Origin of the sequence: Synechococcus sp. 1G10, assembly GCF_002252625.1 — a bacterium.
In the GTDB taxonomy this organism is placed as follows: Bacteria; Cyanobacteriota; Cyanobacteriia; order PCC-6307; family Cyanobiaceae; genus Regnicoccus_A.
Map to the genome: position 1 here is coordinate 1 of NZ_NQKW01000031.1, position 17,696 is coordinate 17,696.

The 17,696-nt window shown below is 67.2% G+C and carries 22 protein-coding genes; 14 read left to right on the forward strand and 8 right to left on the reverse strand.

Going from position 1 to position 17,696, the window contains the following annotated elements:
* The first annotated feature begins 219 nt into the window (after nt 1–219).
* Entirely contained in the window at nt 220–462 is a 243-nt protein-coding gene (locus CJZ82_RS16130; RefSeq protein WP_094556773.1) for a hypothetical protein, read from the forward strand.
* On the opposite strand, the gene CJZ82_RS16135 is transcribed toward CJZ82_RS16130, so the two are convergent.
* From CJZ82_RS16135 to CJZ82_RS16145, 3 genes are read right to left on the reverse strand one after another with little or no spacing between them, the layout of a single operon-like run.
* Entirely contained in the window at nt 459–1,985 is a 1,527-nt protein-coding gene (locus tag CJZ82_RS16135; protein WP_158218612.1) for an SGNH/GDSL hydrolase family protein, read from the reverse strand. The two genes, CJZ82_RS16130 and CJZ82_RS16135, sit on opposite strands and share 4 nt — an antisense overlap.
* Nucleotides 1,986–2,028: 43 nt before the next feature.
* Nucleotides 2,029–2,718 carry a hypothetical protein gene (locus CJZ82_RS16140; RefSeq protein ID WP_094556775.1) on the reverse strand — a complete coding sequence of 230 codons (690 nt, stop codon included), beginning with the start codon at nt 2,716–2,718 and terminating at the stop codon, nt 2,029–2,031.
* A gap of 42 nt (nt 2,719–2,760) precedes the next feature.
* Entirely contained in the window at nt 2,761–4,320 is a 1,560-nt protein-coding gene (locus tag CJZ82_RS16145; RefSeq protein WP_094556776.1) for an NAD(P)/FAD-dependent oxidoreductase, read from the reverse strand.
* A gap of 109 nt (nt 4,321–4,429) precedes the next feature.
* Between CJZ82_RS16145 and CJZ82_RS16150 the strand changes: the two genes are divergently transcribed.
* Together CJZ82_RS16150 and CJZ82_RS16155 are read left to right on the forward strand one after the other, a co-directional pair.
* Nucleotides 4,430–4,714, forward strand: a complete 285-nt coding sequence (locus CJZ82_RS16150) for a high light inducible protein (RefSeq protein ID WP_094556777.1) — start codon at nt 4,430–4,432, stop codon at nt 4,712–4,714.
* Between the two features lie 57 nt (nt 4,715–4,771).
* On the forward strand, nt 4,772–5,131 hold the full coding sequence (locus CJZ82_RS16155; protein ID WP_094556778.1) for a hypothetical protein: 360 nt from the start codon (nt 4,772–4,774) through the stop codon (nt 5,129–5,131).
* A 1-nt stretch (nt 5,132) separates the two neighbouring features.
* Here the strand turns inward: CJZ82_RS16155 and CJZ82_RS16160 are convergent, their stop codons facing one another.
* Nucleotides 5,133–5,447: a hypothetical protein gene (locus tag CJZ82_RS16160; protein WP_233130328.1), complete on the reverse strand. Its 315-nt coding sequence runs from the start codon at nt 5,445–5,447 to the stop codon at nt 5,133–5,135.
* 13 nt (nt 5,448–5,460) lie between these two features.
* Here CJZ82_RS16160 and CJZ82_RS19185 point away from each other — a divergent pair, with 13 nt between their 5' ends.
* Nucleotides 5,461–5,610: a hypothetical protein gene (locus tag CJZ82_RS19185; RefSeq protein WP_233130329.1), complete on the forward strand. Its 150-nt coding sequence runs from the start codon at nt 5,461–5,463 to the stop codon at nt 5,608–5,610.
* The gene (locus tag CJZ82_RS19190; protein WP_255381015.1) at nt 5,611–5,862 is read left to right on the forward strand and encodes a nitroreductase family protein; all 252 of its coding nucleotides are present in this window, start codon (nt 5,611–5,613) and stop codon (nt 5,860–5,862) included.
* Between the two features lie 29 nt (nt 5,863–5,891).
* Here the strand turns inward: CJZ82_RS19190 and CJZ82_RS16170 are convergent, their stop codons facing one another.
* Nucleotides 5,892–8,816: a hypothetical protein gene (locus CJZ82_RS16170; RefSeq protein ID WP_094556780.1), complete on the reverse strand. Its 2,925-nt coding sequence runs from the start codon at nt 8,814–8,816 to the stop codon at nt 5,892–5,894.
* Nucleotides 8,817–8,946: 130 nt separating this feature from the next.
* Between CJZ82_RS16170 and CJZ82_RS16175 the strand changes: the two genes are divergently transcribed.
* The 4 genes from CJZ82_RS16175 (at nt 8,947) to rdgB (ending at nt 11,928) form a co-directional block, all read left to right on the forward strand.
* Nucleotides 8,947–10,560, forward strand: a complete 1,614-nt coding sequence (locus tag CJZ82_RS16175; protein WP_094556781.1) for a permease — start codon at nt 8,947–8,949, stop codon at nt 10,558–10,560.
* Nucleotides 10,561–10,614: 54 nt separating this feature from the next.
* Nucleotides 10,615–10,824: an acetyltransferase gene (locus CJZ82_RS16180; protein WP_094556782.1), complete on the forward strand. Its 210-nt coding sequence runs from the start codon at nt 10,615–10,617 to the stop codon at nt 10,822–10,824.
* 114 nt (nt 10,825–10,938) lie between these two features.
* A complete protein-coding gene (locus CJZ82_RS16185) occupies nt 10,939–11,328 on the forward strand; it encodes a hypothetical protein (RefSeq protein ID WP_143593724.1) in 390 nt (129 codons plus the stop codon).
* An 18-nt stretch (nt 11,329–11,346) separates the two neighbouring features.
* The gene (gene rdgB, locus CJZ82_RS16190; protein WP_255381007.1) at nt 11,347–11,928 is read left to right on the forward strand and encodes an RdgB/HAM1 family non-canonical purine NTP pyrophosphatase; all 582 of its coding nucleotides are present in this window, start codon (nt 11,347–11,349) and stop codon (nt 11,926–11,928) included.
* Nucleotides 11,929–11,946: 18 nt separating this feature from the next.
* Here the strand turns inward: rdgB and CJZ82_RS16195 are convergent, their stop codons facing one another.
* Nucleotides 11,947–12,645 (reverse strand): BMC domain-containing protein, encoded by a 699-nt coding sequence (locus CJZ82_RS16195; RefSeq protein ID WP_094556785.1) that lies wholly within the window; start codon nt 12,643–12,645, stop codon nt 11,947–11,949.
* 210 nt (nt 12,646–12,855) lie between these two features.
* On the opposite strand from CJZ82_RS16195, the gene CJZ82_RS16200 reads away from it, so the two are divergent.
* Nucleotides 12,856–13,329 carry a hypothetical protein gene (locus CJZ82_RS16200; protein ID WP_094556799.1) on the forward strand — a complete coding sequence of 158 codons (474 nt, stop codon included), beginning with the start codon at nt 12,856–12,858 and terminating at the stop codon, nt 13,327–13,329.
* A gap of 38 nt (nt 13,330–13,367) precedes the next feature.
* Nucleotides 13,368–13,847 (forward strand): VOC family protein, encoded by a 480-nt coding sequence (locus CJZ82_RS16205; RefSeq protein ID WP_094556786.1) that lies wholly within the window; start codon nt 13,368–13,370, stop codon nt 13,845–13,847.
* Here the strand turns inward: CJZ82_RS16205 and CJZ82_RS16210 are convergent.
* The gene (locus tag CJZ82_RS16210) at nt 13,826–14,395 is read right to left on the reverse strand and encodes a DUF2808 domain-containing protein (RefSeq protein WP_094556787.1); all 570 of its coding nucleotides are present in this window, start codon (nt 14,393–14,395) and stop codon (nt 13,826–13,828) included. The two genes, CJZ82_RS16205 and CJZ82_RS16210, sit on opposite strands and share 22 nt — an antisense overlap.
* Nucleotides 14,392–15,654, reverse strand: a complete 1,263-nt coding sequence (locus tag CJZ82_RS16215) for a glutathione S-transferase family protein (protein WP_094556788.1) — start codon at nt 15,652–15,654, stop codon at nt 14,392–14,394. Before CJZ82_RS16215 ends, CJZ82_RS16210 begins: the two co-directional genes overlap by 4 nt.
* A gap of 111 nt (nt 15,655–15,765) precedes the next feature.
* On the opposite strand from CJZ82_RS16215, the gene CJZ82_RS16220 reads away from it, so the two are divergent.
* The 3 genes from CJZ82_RS16220 to CJZ82_RS16225 all read left to right on the forward strand — a co-directional run bounded on the left by CJZ82_RS16220 (nt 15,766) and on the right by CJZ82_RS16225 (nt 17,673).
* The gene (locus tag CJZ82_RS16220; RefSeq protein WP_094556789.1) at nt 15,766–16,284 is read left to right on the forward strand and encodes a phycocyanin subunit beta; all 519 of its coding nucleotides are present in this window, start codon (nt 15,766–15,768) and stop codon (nt 16,282–16,284) included.
* A 291-nt stretch (nt 16,285–16,575) separates the two neighbouring features.
* Complete coding sequence (locus tag CJZ82_RS18100) at nt 16,576–16,782, forward strand: hypothetical protein (RefSeq protein ID WP_143593725.1); 207 nt, start codon at nt 16,576–16,578, stop codon at nt 16,780–16,782.
* Nucleotides 16,783–16,938: 156 nt separating this feature from the next.
* A complete protein-coding gene (locus CJZ82_RS16225; protein ID WP_094556800.1) occupies nt 16,939–17,673 on the forward strand; it encodes a putative 2OG-Fe(II) oxygenase in 735 nt (244 codons plus the stop codon).
* Nucleotides 17,674–17,696 lie beyond the last annotated feature (23 nt).

Genomic DNA, 17,696 nt, shown 5'->3' on the forward strand with positions numbered 1-17,696 from the left:
AGTAGTTGTTCAAATTCAGCTGGGCGGTCACATAAAAGTCACCCTGTCCCTCGGCTCGAGCCACCGGGGGCTGCCAACAGATAAAGGGGCTAAACTCGGAGTGCCGACGGTGGAATCGCAGCAGGTCCGAGCCACGGCAGGGTTGTCACGGCGGAGCTCACGGATTATTCGTGCAACAGCCTCCTAGGCGCGCTTCCTATGCCCGAGCCGCTCCATTGAATGCCCCAGGATCCCGACGACCTCCAGCTGGCCGATGCGCCCTCCCGACCTCTGGGCCTGCGGGTTCTGGCCGGAGTCGGCGCGCTGGCCTTTGCCTTGATAGCTGTCAATCTGGCCGTGGTGATCGTGCGCCTGCTGCTGGAGCCCACCCCGCAGCCGAAACCCCGCCCGCTGCCCCCGGTTGCTGACGCAAGCCTGCCAGGCCGATTCCAACCCTCAGGCCGATCCGACCCCCTGGCTTAACCCAGCAAAAGAGCCTCCTCGGCGATCACCCCGCTGATCCGGCTGGTCAGGGTCGAATCCTCAAGGCTGCTGCCCAGAAGAAGGGCCTCAAGGCTGCCGCGGGCAAAGATCCCCACACCCTCGAGGCCGCGTCCGCCGGAGTCGGTGATGCGGGTGGGTGCCAGAGAAAGATCGGCTGAGTCCACCCCCAGGATCACGATCCGGTCAAGGTCGTCGATCGCTTCGATCACATCCACTTTCCCCCCCAGCAGGTTGTTGGCTGCACCTGCATCGAACGGATTGGCGAGAAATTGATCACTGCTGATCACCAGGGTGTCAGCGTTTCCATCGACTGACGAGAGAAAGACATTGGTTCCGAAACCACCGAAGAGGACATCGGAGCCGAGCCCGCCGTGGATCAGATCGCGGCCCCGGCCACCGCGGATCAGATCATCGCCCTTGCCTCCCACCAGGTAGTCGTTGCCCCCATTGCCCAGGATCAGGTCATCGCCCTGGTTGCCGAACAGGCGGTCATCCCCTGCCAGGCCCCTCAGGGTGTCGTGACCGCCCAGGCCCCTGAGTTGATCGAGTTCCGCGCTGCCCAGCAGCGAGTCGTTGGCCACAGCATCGCCGCTGAGCTCGACACCGCTGATGGCTGCATCGCCAGGCGCCACAGCCAGCTCCCCCGCCTCGTTCACCCGAAGGGCATGAACCAGCGGCATGGGCATCGGGGCAGGGGCCCGCTCCCTGATCACCTGCTCAATGGCCTCGCCCCAGGTGGCGGCCATGCGTCCGAAGGCCTGACTCGAGGGATGCAGACCATCGATCAGATCGTTGCCGACGGCCTTGAACTGATCCACCACTCGCAAGCCCAACTGGGAATAACGCAGATCCGGCAGGGTGTCGCGGATGAAGTCGTTGTACTGGCGCAGTTCCTGGAGCATCACGGAACTGATGGGGTCCTTCAGGCGATCCCGGTTCCAGGCCTGGGTGATGTCGGGAATGGTGGCCACGATCAACTCCAGCTGAAGCCCCTCCCGGCTGGCCAGGCGGTTCACTTCATCGAGAAACGCCCTGAGACGATCGATGGCGGCTTCACCGATTCTGTTCTGCTGCTCCCCCTGGCCATCGTTGTTGCGGTCGCCGGCGGCGACCGCTCCATCCCGTCGCTCCACCACCTGGTGGACGATGTCGTTGCTGCCGACCATCAGCAGCAGCACATTGATCGCCTCCTGCTCTCTGGAGAAGTAAGTGGTGCTGATGGCTTGATCCAGATCCTGGAACAGTCCGTCGCGAATCGCGCCCTGAGGTCCTTCGTTGGCCTGAAGCGACACGTAATTCCTGCCGCCGATCACTGCATCGGTACGTGAGATCCCCCAGCCGGGCCGTCCCCAGTGGTCGCGGTCGGATGCTGTGTCACCTGACTGGCTATAGCGACCAACGAAATCGGGACGCAAGCCCCAGGCGCGCAGCAGCTCGTCGAGCGGTTTCCGGTAGCCACCTGGAACGTTGAAACCATGGGTGATCGAATCACCCATGGGCATGATCGTCAGCATGATCGGGTCATGGCCTGGTTCCGCCTGAGTCTCAGCGGCTGGGCTGCCAGTCGTCGGGTGGTTCCGGTTTGCTGGTGTCGGCCAGGGATGGGAATGTGCTGCGGGTCAGTGCCAGCACCTCCTGGCGCACCATGGCGCGGAAGCCGGCAGCGGCTTCCGGATCAAGCACCGGGTAGCTCATGGGGTTCTCCACCGTTTCAGAGCGCAGCGACTTCCAGCTGGAAGTGCCGCTCTGGCGGATGGCCTCCAGCGCCGTGGGGAAATCAAAGGAGAGGGTTTCGCCACTGGCGGCAGCGGCTTCGATCCAGCGCTCCCGGACGGGCGTGATGGCCTTGGCCTTGAGGGTGTCTGGCAGGCCCAGCACCGGTGCGTAGTAGGCCAGGGCGCGGAGCTCTTCTTCCAGCACGATCGGCCAGGCACCGATGCGGCCGTTCTCCAGACCCACCTCGACGGGGCTGCTGCGCATGGCCTCCAGCTGGGCAGCCAGCCAGCGGTAGTGGGATTTCTCCTGGATCGTCTTGCGCCCTCCACCCTTGCCATGGTCAGCCGGTCGGGGCAGGGCCGCCTCGGCCTGGCGCAGGAACACCCGGTCCTCCCGCTCCAGGTTGATCGCACCCCAGCGTTGGCGGTACTCCCAGAGATCCGCGTACTTCCTGAGGTCCTCGGGCGACCAGCCCAGGGCCTTCAATTCGTCCACCCTGTTGTCACTGACCTTCAGCACCCGCTGATCTGTCGCACTGGGGGCAGAGTACGTGCCCTGGGCTCAGGCCCTGAGCAATTCAAGGTTCTCCAGCAGAGCCCGGTGCTGGGAGATGGGAATGAAGCCATGGGCGGCCATCGCCCCGCTGACGGCCACCGGCGGCACGCCGATGCCAGGAAACACGCCCGCTCCGCAGAGGCTGAGCCCCTCGATCGGGGTGGATCCGGAGGGGAAGACACCCTGGTCGGCCCCCAGGGCGGGGCCATAGCTGCCCTGATGCACCCGCAGGAAGCGCTGATGGGTGCGGGGGGTGCCGTGGAGCTCGATCACCAGGCGCTCCTCCAGGTCGGGCACGATCCCGCCCAACACCTGACGGAACAGGGCGCAGCGTTCGCGTTTGAGGCTCTCGTAGGCCTCCGTTCCCGGCTCCAGGTCGCGCCACAGCTCCCAGGGTTCGTTGGCGGGGGTGTAGCCGTGCAGCCCGTGGTGACCCTCGGGGGCAAGGGAGGGATCCAGCAGCGAGGGCATCGACAGCACCAGCATGTTGCGCTCGGCACCGATGCCCCGCTCCCAGTCGCCCACCCAGACGTGGTGGACCGGCAGATCCTCGAGCCCCTCACCGCGCAGGCCCATGTGCAGGTGGAGAAAGCTGGCGCAGGCCGGGGTGGATGCCCGCTGCTGGCGCCAGCGAGCGTTGATGGATCCGGGCGGCAGCAGGGCGAGGGTGTCCCAGGGACTGGCATTGCTCACCACTCCCCTGCGGGCGCGGATCAACCGACCGTCCTCCAGGCGGACCCCTCGGGCGGCACCCCCCTCCAGGGTGATCTCGGCCACGGGGCAGCTGGTGTGAAGCGCTCCGCCGTGGCGCTGCAGGCCTCGCACCAGAGCGGCCACCACGGCAGGGCTGCCGCCGAGGGGGTACTCAAGGCAGGCACCGGGATCGAACCAATCGGCAAACAGGGTCGACATGGCGGCGGCGCTGGTCTGATCCATCGGCAGGCCGGAGATCAGGAAACAGAGCAGATCCACCCAATGGAGCAGGAAGGGATCGCGCAGGTGGCGGCGTGCCATCGGCCCGAAGGCGCCGCCCAGGGCGGCCAGCCTCGGGGCGAGCCGCGCCAGCCGGGCGGAGCGGCGGGCACCGAGCACGGCGGCCATGCCAAGGCCCGGGCGCATCGCCAGCAGGGGCAGGGCCAGGGCGGCCTCGCTGTAGGGCCGGAGCCAGGCCATGAAAGCGCTCCATTCATCGGCGGCTGCCATCCCCCGCAGCTCGCAGACCGTGGCGCGGAAGGGCTCGGGGCCCACACCGACCCGCAGAGCGCCCTCCGGCAGCAGCAGACCCCAGTCGTGATACGTGGCGACCGGCACCGTTTCGCCAAGAGCCCGCAGAACCTGGGCCAGGGGATTGCTGCTGGGCCAGCGGCCAAGTCCGCTCCAGAGGGACGGCCCCGATTCGAACTGAAAGCCGCGCCGCTCGAAGCCATGGGCGGCTCCGCCGGCACGATCGTGGGCCTCAAGCACCACCACATCGAGGCCATGGAGAGCAGCCAGGCCCGCGCAACAGAGCCCGCCAAGGCCGCTGCCGATCACGACCAGATCACAACTGGAGGATGGGGCGGACACGTGCGGGATGGTGGGATCTGACTTTGATGATGGCGAGCCGACGGAACCAGGGCGACTGTAATAATCCGCAATATTGTGTTACGGTTACTTCATCAACATCCGACACCCCATGGCCCAAGCCACCGCCACCGCCCCCAACTCGGCTCCTGTGAACGCAACTGAGCGCGCCACCATCCGCGGCGCCACCGTCACCACCGAAGACGGTGGTCGCCTCAATGCCTTCGCCACCGAGCCCCGCATGGAAGTGGTGAGCGCCGAGAGTGGCTGGGGCTTCCATGAGCGCGCCGAGAAGCTGAATGGCCGCATGGCGATGCTCGGCTTCATCGCCCTGCTGGCCACCGAATTCGCCCTGGGTGGCGAGGCCTTCACCCGCGGCCTGCTCGGCATCGGCTGATAAGAGCCTGGCTCAATCCGAGCCAGGCTCAGCCCTCGGCTTTGCATCTGAATTGTGATGAGATTTCTTGTCTCTCTTCTGGCCGCCCTTTACCTGGGCGGCTCTTTTGTGTCAGCGGCCTGGGCAGCTCCGCTGGAGCAATACCTCTGCGCCGGTGATCCCCTGGTGGCGGAACTCCATGCCGGTGCCGTTGACGCGGTGGGTATTCCCAACACCAGCAGCGGCACAGCCCCCGGAGCATTCATTGTTCTGCGTTGGCGCGAGCTGAGCCTGCAGCTGCCGCGCAGCAACTCCAGCGGCACTCCCAGCTATTCCGATGGCAAGTGGTTCTGGTTTGCTGCTGATCCTGATCACCCCAGTTTCAACCTGCTTGTGGGCTCCCGGGAGGAGTTTCTCTGCAGACGCCAGATGGGTTGATTCAGCCCAGTCGCCAGTCGCCCAGCTCGGACATGGCTGCTTCGGCAGCATTCAGTTCCCGCTCGGTGTTGAGCCAACCCTCGTTGCCCAGTGGCAGGCTCTGAATCTGGCTTTGAAGCCGTTCGCGGAGATGTTGCAGACGGCTGCGCAACGCTTCGACCCTGGAAATTTTCAGCCAGGTCGCTTGGTCAGTGAAAGAACCGTGCTCCATCTGTGCTGACAGGCGGTTGAGTGGAGGCCCCAGGGGCCTTTGTGCCGGCATCGAGGTTGGCACAAGCTCCGGCGGCTTAGCTGACCCTTTTAAGGTTTTCTTCACACGATAAGCCGTTGTGTTCCTGGCACAACGCCAGATCGAGGAGAGTGATCTCGACCGCCTGATCACCGCCACCGCCGATGTGCGGGGGCAGACACCGGAGCAGTTGGCCGGCTACCGCGAGCTGATGCACAAGGACCTGGTGTCGGGGCCCCGCAGCATCTAGATCGAGGCGTGGTCGAGCAATCAGGTGTACATCGCCCTGGGCACGTTCATGACGGCGGCGGCCTTGCTCGGTGTGGACACCTGTGCGATCGAAGGATTCTCCCCGCCCGACTACGACCGCCTGCTTTCCCTTGATGGCACCCCCTACCGCAGCTGCGTGGTCTGCGCCGCCGGCTACCGCAGCGCCGACGACAAGCACGCCAGCCTCGCGAAGGTGCGTTATCCACTGGCTGAGCTGATCAAGCACCGCTGAGCAACTGGGCTCACTCCGGCTGGGGTGGGTCAACCGAAGCGGTCGCGGTAGCGGTTCACCAGGGCGTTCATCCCGATCAGCAGGACTCCCACCCCCACGAACACCACACCCTTCAGGCCAAGGTCAGCCCCGGCAAGGTCGATAAGCAGCAGCCGCAGCAAGCAGAGCCCCAGCCCCGCCAGAGCCAGATGGCGCAGGGGGTTGTTGCGCAACCAGGTCCCCAGGCAGAACACCAGGAAGGCCTGGGCCGACCAGAGCAACGTCAAAACTCCGGCATCAAAGCGCCAGTAGATCGCCAGGGCGAGCCCCGCCAGCATCGGCAGATCAATGGCCACGAGCCGCTGACTCTCCAGCCGCTGCAGCAGGCCCAAGGGACCAGCCAGAGCCAGAGCCTGTGCAGGTCCGTTGGCCTGCCTGGGAGCCTGCCGGTGCTGCAGCACCACGAAAGCGATCTGCAACAGCACAGCCAGCCCGATCAGCAGCTGATCGGGCGCGCCCCAGTCGCCGCCATCGAGGCGCAGGCGACGCAGGGCGAGCACCAGCTGCAGCAGGCCAAGCCAGCTGATCGGCAGGGCATAGAGCCCACCCCGTGACCCGAAGAAGCGTCTGCCATGACGACTGATCAACAGCAGGGCCAACCCGGCCCAGGCCAGGGTCCGCGCCGCAGGGGACAGCTCCCAGAGCACGATCAGGTTGAGATTCAGCAGCACCGCCTCCAGCAGGCAGGAGCGCAGACGCCTCCAGCCGGGGTAGGTGCTCAGGGGTTGATGCTGGCTGATTCGCCACCAGCGCAGCAGCACCGCCAGACCCAGCCCTTCCAGCGGCCATCTCCAGAGCATCACCCCGAGCCGCGCTGTTGAAGGCAGCACCCAGACGGGCCAGACCACCAGCACCATCAGCAGGTACCCCGCACCCACCAGCAACAGAGTTCGTGCCCTCCGCGCCGAGCTCCGGGCCGCCAGATCCGCCAGGGGCAGCGCCAGCAACAACCAAGCCGTGGCCGGCAGCAGTGCTGAGAGCGGAGCGAGCAGGAGCTGGGCGGCCAGTCCCAGATCCACAGCCAGCAGCACGATGGCCGACTGGCGGGCCCTCCCACCGGCACCGGCCTGCAGCAAAAGCAGGACCGCCAGCAACAGCAGGGGCAGCAGGCGCAGGCTCAAGGGAGCGGGCAGCCAGGGAGCGCTCAGCAGCAGATTCAGCCAGGCCAGGCCATGCACCACCAGGCCGGCAGCCTGGGCTCCCGCCAACACCCCTGGGGCCTGCAGCCGCTTCGCCAGGACGACCATGGCGCCCAGCGCCACCAGCGCCAGCCACTCCATCCAACCGCCCGCCAGGGCCTGTACCCCCGCGCTGACCACCAGCCCAGCACTGAGCCAGCCCAGGCTCGGCCTGGGTCGGGCCTGGGGTCTGTCTGGATTTGCCCTGGCGAGATCCACTGAGGCAGCCAGGGCTGCCGCCGCTCCCAGCAGCAGGGTGATGGCGTTCTGGGTGCTGCTCGGTCCGATCGACGGGATCAGGCCCACAAGCGCCAGCAGCACTCCGAAGCCCAGGCTCAGACCCCAGCTGATCCGTGGCCACCAGAGATCACCACCGGCACCGGCCAGACGCAGAAACACCAGGCAGGCCAGCAGCACGGCCAGGAGCAGCACGAGTCCGTTGGCCAGCAGCGGTCCGAGGCTGAAGAGCGCGCTGATCACCAACGACTGGGCGATCAACTGCTCGCCCCGCTGCAACCAGACCTCGCCGGTGCGGTTGGCGCGGCGGGCGAGAGCCAGGGCCAGCAGAGCCGCCAGGCCGCAGCCGAAGGCACGGCCCCACGGGCTGGCCGGATAGGCCAGCAAGGCGAGTGCCAGGGCCAGCCAGTTGGTGAGCAGGGCCAGCAGGGGCAGCAGCTTGAAGGCGGCGGGTCTGGCCCGGTGTCCATGCACCACCAGCACGCCGGCACCGAACACCACCACGGCAGCGGCCAGCCCAGCGGGGCGCAGGCCTTCGTTGCGGAAGGGCAGATCGGTCTGGACATACCAGACCCAGTGGTGCAGCGCCGCGGCCCCACTCACGATCAGCAGCTCCCCATCCCAGCGGCGACGCTGGGCCAGGGCGAAGCCGATCAGGACAATGACGCTGGCTATGGCCAGGGCCATCGCCGAGGGGGGCACGATTGCCAGTGGCACCAGTGAGAACACCAGGTGGGCAGCGGCCAGGGCCTGACGCCGTGATCGCCAGGCCAGCAGCAGGTTCAGACCGATCCCCAGCAGCAGAATCGCCAGAGCGGGCAGAGGCTGGTCGATCCACTGCAGCCCCAGGCCTGGCAATCCCCCTGCCGCGGCGCAGGCCAGCAGGACAATCGCCCCGGCGGCGCTACGGATCCATTCGGAGAGCTCCCGCCAGCTGGGACGGCGGGCCAGCCAGAGGGAGAGTCCAGCCAGGGCCGCCGCCGCCAGCAGGGTGAGCAGGAACCGCTGGGCGGGCTCCAGCCGGTAGGCGCTGTGCAGCAGCAGAAAGGTGACCCCGGCGACCACTGCCGCGGCCCCCAGCCGTCCAGTCCAGTTCTCGATGCCCCGCTCCAGCCGCCTGGCCAACGAGCGCCCCTGGGCGGGAGGCTCGGAAGGCGGGAGTGGAGCGGAGGGCTTGGGTAACGCCAGCGGCGGCAGCCTCGGCGGCCCCACTCCGGCTGAGCCGGCACCAGTCTCAGGTCGCTGCCGCGCCTCCAATCCCAGTAGCTGCAACTGCTCGGTCTGATCAAGCCGCTCCAACCGCTCGGTCTTATCCAGCCCCTCCAGCCGCTCCAGCCGTGCCTCGAGCCGCTCCAGCAGCTCCAGCAGCTCTGCCGCCATCACGCCTCCCGCACTCCCTCGCCGCCCCCTGTTAAGCAGCCAGCCCAGGCCCAGCACCGCCAGCACCAGCAGCAGGAAGCTGAACCAGATCAGGGCGAGCAGCGCCAGCACAAACTCCATCACGGCCCTTCGGGCGGGATTCCAGCCCTGAAGCTCAGGGATGAAAGGGGCGTGGGACCGCCAGGGTCACAAGGGTTCACAGCACCCGGTTCCGTCTTCAGGATCATGGGGCGAGCAAGGGGCCAGGGCCATGGACGAAAGGGGACCCCGCTGGCTGGTGCCCGGCGACTGGGATGGGCTGCTCGGACTCGGACTGGACAACCTGATCCAGATCCTGCTGATCCTCAGCCTCTGCCGGGGCGTGCTCGGGTACCCCGATGGCCTGATCTTCGGCGTGATCCTGCCCGCCACCGGCGTGAGCCTGGTGGTGGGCAATGCCGCCTATGCCTGGCAGGCCCATCGGCTCGGTCGGCTGGAGCGCCGCTGCGACCGCACCGCCCTGCCCTATGGCATCAATACGGTCAGCCTGTTCGCCTATGTGTTCCTGGTGATGTTGCCGGTGAAGCTCACGGCCCTGGGCCAGGGTGTGGGCGACGCCGACGCCGTGCGGCTCTCGTGGCAGGCAGGACTGATGGCTTGCCTGGGCTCGGGAGTGATCGAAACAGCGGGGGCCTGGTGCGTGGGCGGACTGCGGCGCTGGCTGCCGAGAGCAGCCCTGCTTTCCACCCTGGCCGGCATCGCCCTGGGATACATCGCCCTCGGCTTCCTGCTGCGCACCTATGCCCATCCCGTGGTGGGACTGGCGGTACTGGCGGTGATCCTGCTCACCTACTACGGCAACCTGCGCCTGCCGCTTCCCGGCGGGCTGCTGGCGGTGCTGCTCGGCATCGCCCTGGCGGCGGCCACCGGCCTGCTGCGCCTCGATCCAGTCAGCTGGCAGACCAATGCCGCCCAGATCGGCTGGCACCTTCCCAGGTTTCAGCTGGGGGCGCTCTGGCAGGCCCGCGACCAGCTGCTGCCCTGGATCGGCGTGATCGTGCCGATGGGCCTGTTCAACATCCTCGGCTCGCTTCAGAACCTGGAGAGCGCCGAAGCCGCCGGCGACCGCTACCCCGTGAAGGGATCGCTGCTGATCAACGGTGTGGGCACGATCGCGGCGGCGCTGCTGGGCTCCTGCTTCCCAACCACCATCTACATCGGCCATCCCGGTTGGAAAGGCATGGGTGCCCGGATCGGCTATTCCTGGCTGAACGGGCTGCTGATGGGCCTGGGCTGCCTGTTCGGCCTCTTCGGTCTCGTGGGCCAGCTGCTGCCGATCGAGGCCGGTATGGCCATCGTGCTCTACATCGGCATCGTCATCGCCGCCCAGAGCTTCCAGGCCACACCCGCGGCCCACGCCCCAGCAGTGGTGCTGGGCCTGCTCCCCGGGCTGGCCGGCTGGGGTGCCCTGTTGCTCAAGGCCGGACTGCGGGCCGGCGGTGCCGGCGGGCCAGGGCAACCCTTCGGACCTGCCCTGCTGCTGCCGCTGCAGCAGGCCGATGTCTGGGCGGCCGGAGCCTTTGCTCTCGAGCAGGGCCAGATCGTGGCGGCCATGTTGCTCTCGGCCCTGCTGGTGTACGTGATCGAGCAGCGCTTCCTGGCGGCCTCGGCCTGCGCGGCTCTGGCGAGCGGCGGTTCCTGGTTCGGGCTGATCCATGCCTGGCGCTTCACGACCGCCGACACCGTCTTGAACCTGGGCTGGGGCACAGGGGCTGAGTGGGCCCTGGGCTATCTGGTGATGGCGGCGGTGTTTGCCGCCGCAGCCTGGGGACAACGGCGCTCCCTGCGCGGCGCCCGCTCAATCGGTGACGCTCCACCACGTTGACGCTCCAGATGGCCGGGGCGGATCTACAGCAGAGACAGATCCCACGGAGGGCCCATGTTTCTCAAATTCCGTCCCGACTCCAGCCTGGTGGAAGTGCTCGACATCAAGCAATTGATGGACCCCTTCTCCAGCTCAGTGACCGGACGCTTCCATGCGGGCGAAGAAATCCAGGAACCTCAGGCGTTCAGCAAAACGGAGCTGGTGTTCCCTTCGGATGAGGCAATGCCTCGCTGCTGGCTCAATCCAGCCTTCCACCAGGGCTGAATGCCCCGCACGCTCCTCCTGATTTGAGCTGGCGATCAGCTGTCAGGGGGAACAGTGAGGGCAAGCGAGGGGCGGCGCTGCGCAAGGATGCGGGCCTCGAACGCAGCGGCGGAGATGGCTCGTCTGATCATCGTGCTCAAGCCCCGGGGGCCAGCGGCGGGCCATGAGCTGATCCCCAAGCTGATGCCTGCCCTGGAGCGCCTGGAGCCCGAATTCGACCACCAGGGTCCGTCCCACCTCAGTGCCGTGATGCGAGTTCCTCCCCACGGAATGGTGGTGCAGATCTTCGCCGATGTGCAGCCCCAGGCCGATGGCCCCGAGCTGGATGTGGTGCTGATGAGCTCCGAGACGATGATCAAAGGTGCTCCTCAGACCCTGCAGGCCTTCACCAAGCTGATCTCCCTCCTTCCCGAACACGCCGGCGACCTGGAGCTGATTTTCCGCTCAGACCGCGACGGTCCCGTGCCCAGGCAGGGATCCCGCCATCTGGCCACCCAGAGCTGAGCGGCTGTGCCAAGGCCTGTGCTGGTGATCGCCAGCGGCAACCGCAACAAGATCCGCGAGATGGAGGCCATGCTGGCCCCGCTTGAGCTGGTTGTGACCTCCCAGCCCGAGGGGCTGGAGGTGGAGGAGACAGGCAGCACCTTCGCCGAGAACGCCCGGCTGAAGGCGGAAACCGTGGCCCGGATCACCGGCCGCTGGGCTCTGGCCGATGACTCGGGCCTGGCGGTGGATGTCCTCGGTGGCGCCCCGGGGGTGTACTCGGCTCGCTACGCCCAGGGCGATGAGCAGCGCATGGCCCGCCTGCTGGGGGAGATGGGAGACACCCCCTACCGCAGCGCCGCCCTGATCACTGCCCTGGCCGTGGCCGACCCCAGCGGCAGCACCATCCTCGAAGCCGAGGGGATCTGTCGTGGGGAGATCCTGCGCCAGCCTGTGGCCGCCGCCGGCTATGGCTACAACCGGCTGCTGCACGTGCGGGAAGCGGGCTGCACCCTCGCTGAGATGCCCCCCCATCAGCTGGAGAAGCTCGGCAGCCGCTCCAAGGCCCTGCGCGCTCTGGCGATTGATCTGCCCCGGGTACTGGGCCTGAACGCTGCGTAGCTGGCGACCCGATTCAACTCAGCGGTTGATGATCTCGATCGCCCGCAATGCTGCTGCAGCGGCTTCGTCGATATCGCCTTCGCGGCCCGCCAGGGTGAGTCGTCCGTAGGCGCCCACGGCCTTCACATCCACCACGGTGATGTTCGACGACTTCTCGGCCTCGTTGGCTGCGATCAGCACATAGCCAGCCGGTTCGGTCTCGAGGATGAACATGCTCATGCCGGCCTGGATCATCGAACCGCGCCGGTTCTGGCGGTTGATCAGCACTGCATGGTCGGGGGTGATCGCTCGGATGATCTCCTCCCAGGTGACCTCGCAGCGGCCGCGCTGTTCCACCGTGGTGCCCATCGCCTCCACCACGGCCTGGCCGGAGAGCAGCACGCTGCTCTGATCCCGGTGGTAGAGGGCCAGCGACCCGAAGGCGCGCTCCACCACCTTCTGGCCGAGGCGCACGGTGCTGGCCTTAAGGGCGATGTCGGTGAGACGGTGCACGGCCATGCCCGGGGCCACCTCCAGCCAGAGGCAGGCATCGCCGGGAATGGGAAGGAAGCCCTGGGACACCGTGCCCATGTAGGCGGCCAGCTGGGGCTGCAGCGAGTCGAGAAAGACGTAGGCGCGCAGCTCGATCGCCTGGCGTGGTTGCACCACGGGGCTGTGGCTGCCGGTGAGACGGACGTGACGACCTCGACCTGAATCGTTCGGCGGGCGGGAATCCATCCGTGACGAACGGGGCATCAAGGCGACCTGTGGGATGGATGGCGCGACGACCTGCGCAAACAGGCCGAATCCCCAGGGGACTGGGTTCTCGAGGAAGCAAATGGATCTTACCCTTCGGCCCCTTCTGGTTTCTTGCTCCAGAGCCACTGCCCCCTTGCGCACCCGGGCTCAGCCGATACCTTCGCTTCAAGACCCTTGAGAATCAGCGCCGTGGCTTCGAAATCCAGCAGCACGGTGAACACCGCCACCACAGTGAATCCCGCCGGCAGCGTCCGCAGCGAAACCCAGGCTTCCTTTTCCGAATGGATCAGTGGGGCGATCGAGCAGGGCGTCAAGCCCGAGCAGGCCCTTGCCGTGGTGGGGCTGGGTCTGATGCGCGGCATGGCCAGCACGGGCGCTGAGCTGCCCCTGCTCGATCTCGACGCCGAAGCCGAGGGATCTGCCACCGTTTCGACCTTGAAGGGCCGCCTCGAGGCGATTGCCCTGGCGCTCCAGACAGGAGCCCCCCTGACCACCCAGGAGGTGACCCTGCTGCTGGGGGCCCGGCCCGGCACCGCCGTGGTGCGCCGGGCAGGCGTCACCGCCCAGCGCCTCAGCCGCAACGTCTGGCAGCTCAGCCGCGCCGGTGAGGAGCGCTCCTCTGCCTCGGTGGGCTTCAGCGATGGCTTCCGCCGTCGCCTCTGAAGAGCCCCCTGTCCTCTGCGGTTCCCACCCCAGCCGCGATGCCGGGCCCGCCCCTGTTTCACCTGGCCTTTCCCGTCGTCGACCTGGAGGCCACCGAGCGCTGGTACGTGCAGGGGCTGGGCTGCCGGCGCGGACGCCGGAGCGACGAGGCCCTGGTGCTTGAGCTGGGCGGGCATCAGCTGGTGGCCCATCTGGAGCACGGGGCGACCCAGAACCAGACCGGCATCTACCCCCGCCACTTCGGTCTGGTGTTCGCCAGCGCCGAGGAACTCGATGCCCTTGAGCAGCGCGCCCGAGCCCAGGGCCTGCGGCTGGGGGGCGAGCCGCGCCTGCGTTTTGCCGGCACCCCCCTGGAGCACCGCAGTGTGTTTCTGATCGATCCCTCGGGCAACTGGCTGGAGTTCAAGCACTACAGCAACCCTGAGGCGATCACCGGCCTGGAGGATCACCCACTGGTGGGTGAGCGTCGTGGAGATCGCTCCTCAGCAGGCTCTGCTCAGAAATCCACCAGCTCGTAGATCGACATCCTGGCGATCCCGACCTGCTGGGCCACGGGATTGGGACCGGCCGGGAACGCCACCACAGCGAATTGATAGACATCGGCGCTGGCTGGGTTGCTCCAGGGCCGCAGCGCCACCGTCACGGTCTGCCCAGGGGAGGGCGGCGAAGGGAAGGTGATGCGAAACAAGCGGGTGGCGTCGTCGAAGCTGGCCTCCACCGGCAGCCGCGGACCTTCCCGCCTGGGCTCACCCAGGAAGGCGCGCGTGCGGGAGTCGTCGAAGGAGAAGCGCCAGTCGGCTCCAGAGATCTGACGGATCTCCAGTGCCCCCAGCCCCGCACCGGCCTCCTCGGGCATCTCGATCGTGACGTAATACTCCCCGCCCCGATCAAAAACTGTGGAGTTATACGTGCGCCAGCACAATTTCCAGGGGGCGCGCAGGAAGAACGTCTGCTCCCCCAGCTTGACGGCAGCTGCCGCTGCGGGCACGAGCGGAAACGGTGCCCAGATGGCCAGGGCGGCAGCCGAGGCGGCCAGCACCCTGAAGCGGCGCTGCGGGCCCCTCATCGGCTGATCGGCTCCAGGCTTGGCTCCTGGCGCTGAAATGGCCTTGGGTCCTGGTCGCGGCGGTGCTGGCTCGGGAGCACCGACAACTGGTCCTTCGGGCCTTCTGCCGCAAGCATGGTGGCCCCGAGGGCCTGGCGCAGCCGCCGGGCGGCGTGCAGGGGCATGTCGCGGGGCACGCTGATGCGATCGCGCAGGTAGCCAAGGCCCGCGGCGGACCCCGCCGGTGGCGTGGACAGAGTCGATCCCACCAGCAGTGTGAGGGCGCAGCGCAGGGCCCGATCGAAGCGCTCCGGTGCATCGGGGTTGACCGCTGCGATCGCCTGGCGATGCTTCAGCACCCGTGCCAGAGCAATCAGCGCCGAGTCCTCCGGCTCCGGCTGGGAGGTTTCCGGATCAGGGCTGGCCACGGGCCAGGGTCCTTCATCCACGCGCCGCTGGGCAGCCTGTTGCTCCGGGGTGGCCCAGGCGTGACAGCCGCCCATCTGGGGGGGGAGATCGTGGGCGTGGGTGTGGAAGTCGCTCTGGGTGCCCAGGTAGCTGGGACGGGTTTCCATCGCGGCGAACCAGGCCGCGATCGCCGGATGGCGGGAGCGCAGGTTGTAGCCCTTGTAATAGAAGAGGCTGGCGCTCATGCGCTCGATGTAGGGGGTGATCACCACATCGGCGCTGCTGAACGTCTCCAGCAGGTAGGGGCCCGGAGTGGAGCGCAGGGCCTCATCCACTGACGCGGCCACCCGATCGAACTGGGCAGCGGCCCGCACCTCCTGGTCCGGGCTCAACCCTGGGCTGCAAAGCCACTGGCACCAGGCCCTGAACAGAACACGCTCCAGCTGGCGCAAGGGCAGCACCGCCGGATTCTTCATACCCAGGGCCAGTGGGCCGAAGGGCCGCTCCAGGGCCAGCAGGATGTCGTCGCTCTCGGTGATTGTGCGGCCATCGAGCTGGAGGGCCGGCAGCATGCCTGAGGGCACCAACTGGCGGAACCAGCGCTCCTTCTCGCCATAACAGAACATCGTGACCTTGCGGATCCGGTAGGGAATCCGCTTCTCCTCCAGCCACAGCCACACCTTCTGGCAGTAGGGGCACCAGGCGTGGTGGTCACGGAAGAGAGTGACCCTCACATCCGCTTCGGTGGCACCAAACAGACGCAGCAGGGCCTGGGCGTTGCAGGAGCCGTTGACCCGATCGGGATCAGACGGTGCCAGCTCCGTCAGTTGCTCCCAGCTGAGGGGGCCTGAGGACTCATGCGTCGGGGCCATCCACACCAGTTCAATCCCATGATCTCAGTGGCTTCAGGCTAGGAGCAGACGACAGGCCTCTCGCGCTGCGGTGCCCCGATTCCTAGCTTCTGAGCTGGATCTATCTCCTCAATGTTCGACGCTTTCACCAAGGTTGTGGCCCAGGCTGATGCCCGTGGCGAGTTTCTCAGCCCCGCCCAGCTCGATGCCCTCGGCGCCATCGTCTCCGGCAGCAACAAGCGGATGGATGCTGTCAATCGCATCACCTCCAACGCCTCCAGCCTGGTCACCAACGCTGCCCGCGATCTGTTCGATCAGCAGCCGGCCCTGATCGCCCCCGGCGGCAACGCCTACACCCATCGCCGCATGGCTGCCTGCCTGCGCGACATGGAGATCATCCTCCGCTACGTCACCTACGCCGTCTTCACCGGCGATGCTTCCGTACTGGAAGATCGCTGCCTCAACGGTCTGCGCGAAACCTACCTCGCCCTCGGCGTCCCCGGCGCTTCCGTGGCTGAAGGGGTCCGCAAGATGAAGGATGCCGCCATGGCTCTCGTCAACGACCACAACGGCATCACCCCCGGTGACTGCTCCGCCCTCGCATCCGAGATCGGCACCTACTTCGATCGCGCTGCTGCTGCTGTCGGCTGAGGGCCAGCCACCGGATCGGGTTGGCGTGGCCTGCCGCAGTCGAAGCAGGTGACGCTCCACCCCCCAATCCGGGGCGAGAAGGGCGAGACTCAAATGGCACCGGCGAGCGACGGGCTGCTTCAGCGGTCCCAGCAGCACGGGAACGGTGCAGCAAAAAGCCCCGGACAACCGGGGCCTTTCTGTTGCAGAACTGCTGATCTCATAGGGCTTGAAGCGGCCTCGGTCACATCCGGCTACAGCTGTGGCCCCCAGGGACACACCACAGCCACAGGTCAGCGGCAACGTGGGCCCGTGCCTGATCACCAACGCCACCACCGACCGCCCCTGCCGCCCTGGTGGTTGATCGCCGGAGTGCTGATGACGCTCTGCCTGAGTGGATCGGGCTGGCTCAGCTGGCAGCATCCCCAGCGCCCGTCACGCCAGGCCGCCAACGCCAACGGCAGCGGCAGCGGCAGCGGCAGCGGCGCAGGATTCCTCCATCCAACCCACTTGGGTTGATAGCGGCTGCATCGCAACGCTTGACGGTTCTGTGCAGGCTGCTCTCGGCCACCGCGTCGTGGCAAGGTCAACCCCACCGTTCGCCACGAGGGGCTTCAGGGGGCTCCCTTAGGCTGAAAAGCCGCTGCTGGAAAGGGTTTGCAGGACGCCCCCTCGATGGAGATGCTGACCCTGTTCCCCCGCTACGTCCTCAAGGGACATCTGCCGGACGGTCTGCTCGCCGAGCTCATCACCCTTGCGGGCCAGGTGCTTGCCGATCCGGAGTCCTCACCGGACGCCTCGGTGAAGCTGGCTGGTCAGCTGCATCAGCAGCGACAGCTGCCCCCCCAGCACCCGGCCGTGACCAGTCTGGCCAGCACGGTGATCCTGCCCGGATGTGACCACTGGATCCGCCATGTGATGGAGCGGCAGCCCCCCCAGGGCCGTGGTCCCTGGATACCCGGGCGATACGGCCTGCAGCTGGTGGATGTCTGGCTCAATGCCCAGCGCGGCGGCGACTACAACCCGGTCCACACCCACGGAGGCAGCTTCTCCGGGGTGGTGTTCCTGAAGGTGCCCCCCCAGATCCGGCCCGACAGCTTCGACGGTCAGCTCTGCTTCCACGGACCGGAGGACTGGCACATCCAGAGCTTCCACACCGGCATGGTCCACTACGCCCACCCGGTGCCGGGTGACTTCTACGTGTTTCCCGCCTGGCAGCCCCATTCGGTGCCGCCGTTCCGAGGGGAGGGAGTGCGCTGGTCACTGGCGTTCAACGTGATGGCCGTGCCGCAACCGGCCGGGCTGCGGCCTCCGGGTGCCACAGCCAGCGGCACTCCCAGCGCCACTCCCAACGCCAATGTGAACCTCTCCCTCTCCAGCCGCCGCCCCAAGCCCGGAGGCTTTTCCTGAGGGCGATTGGCACGGTCGCCGGC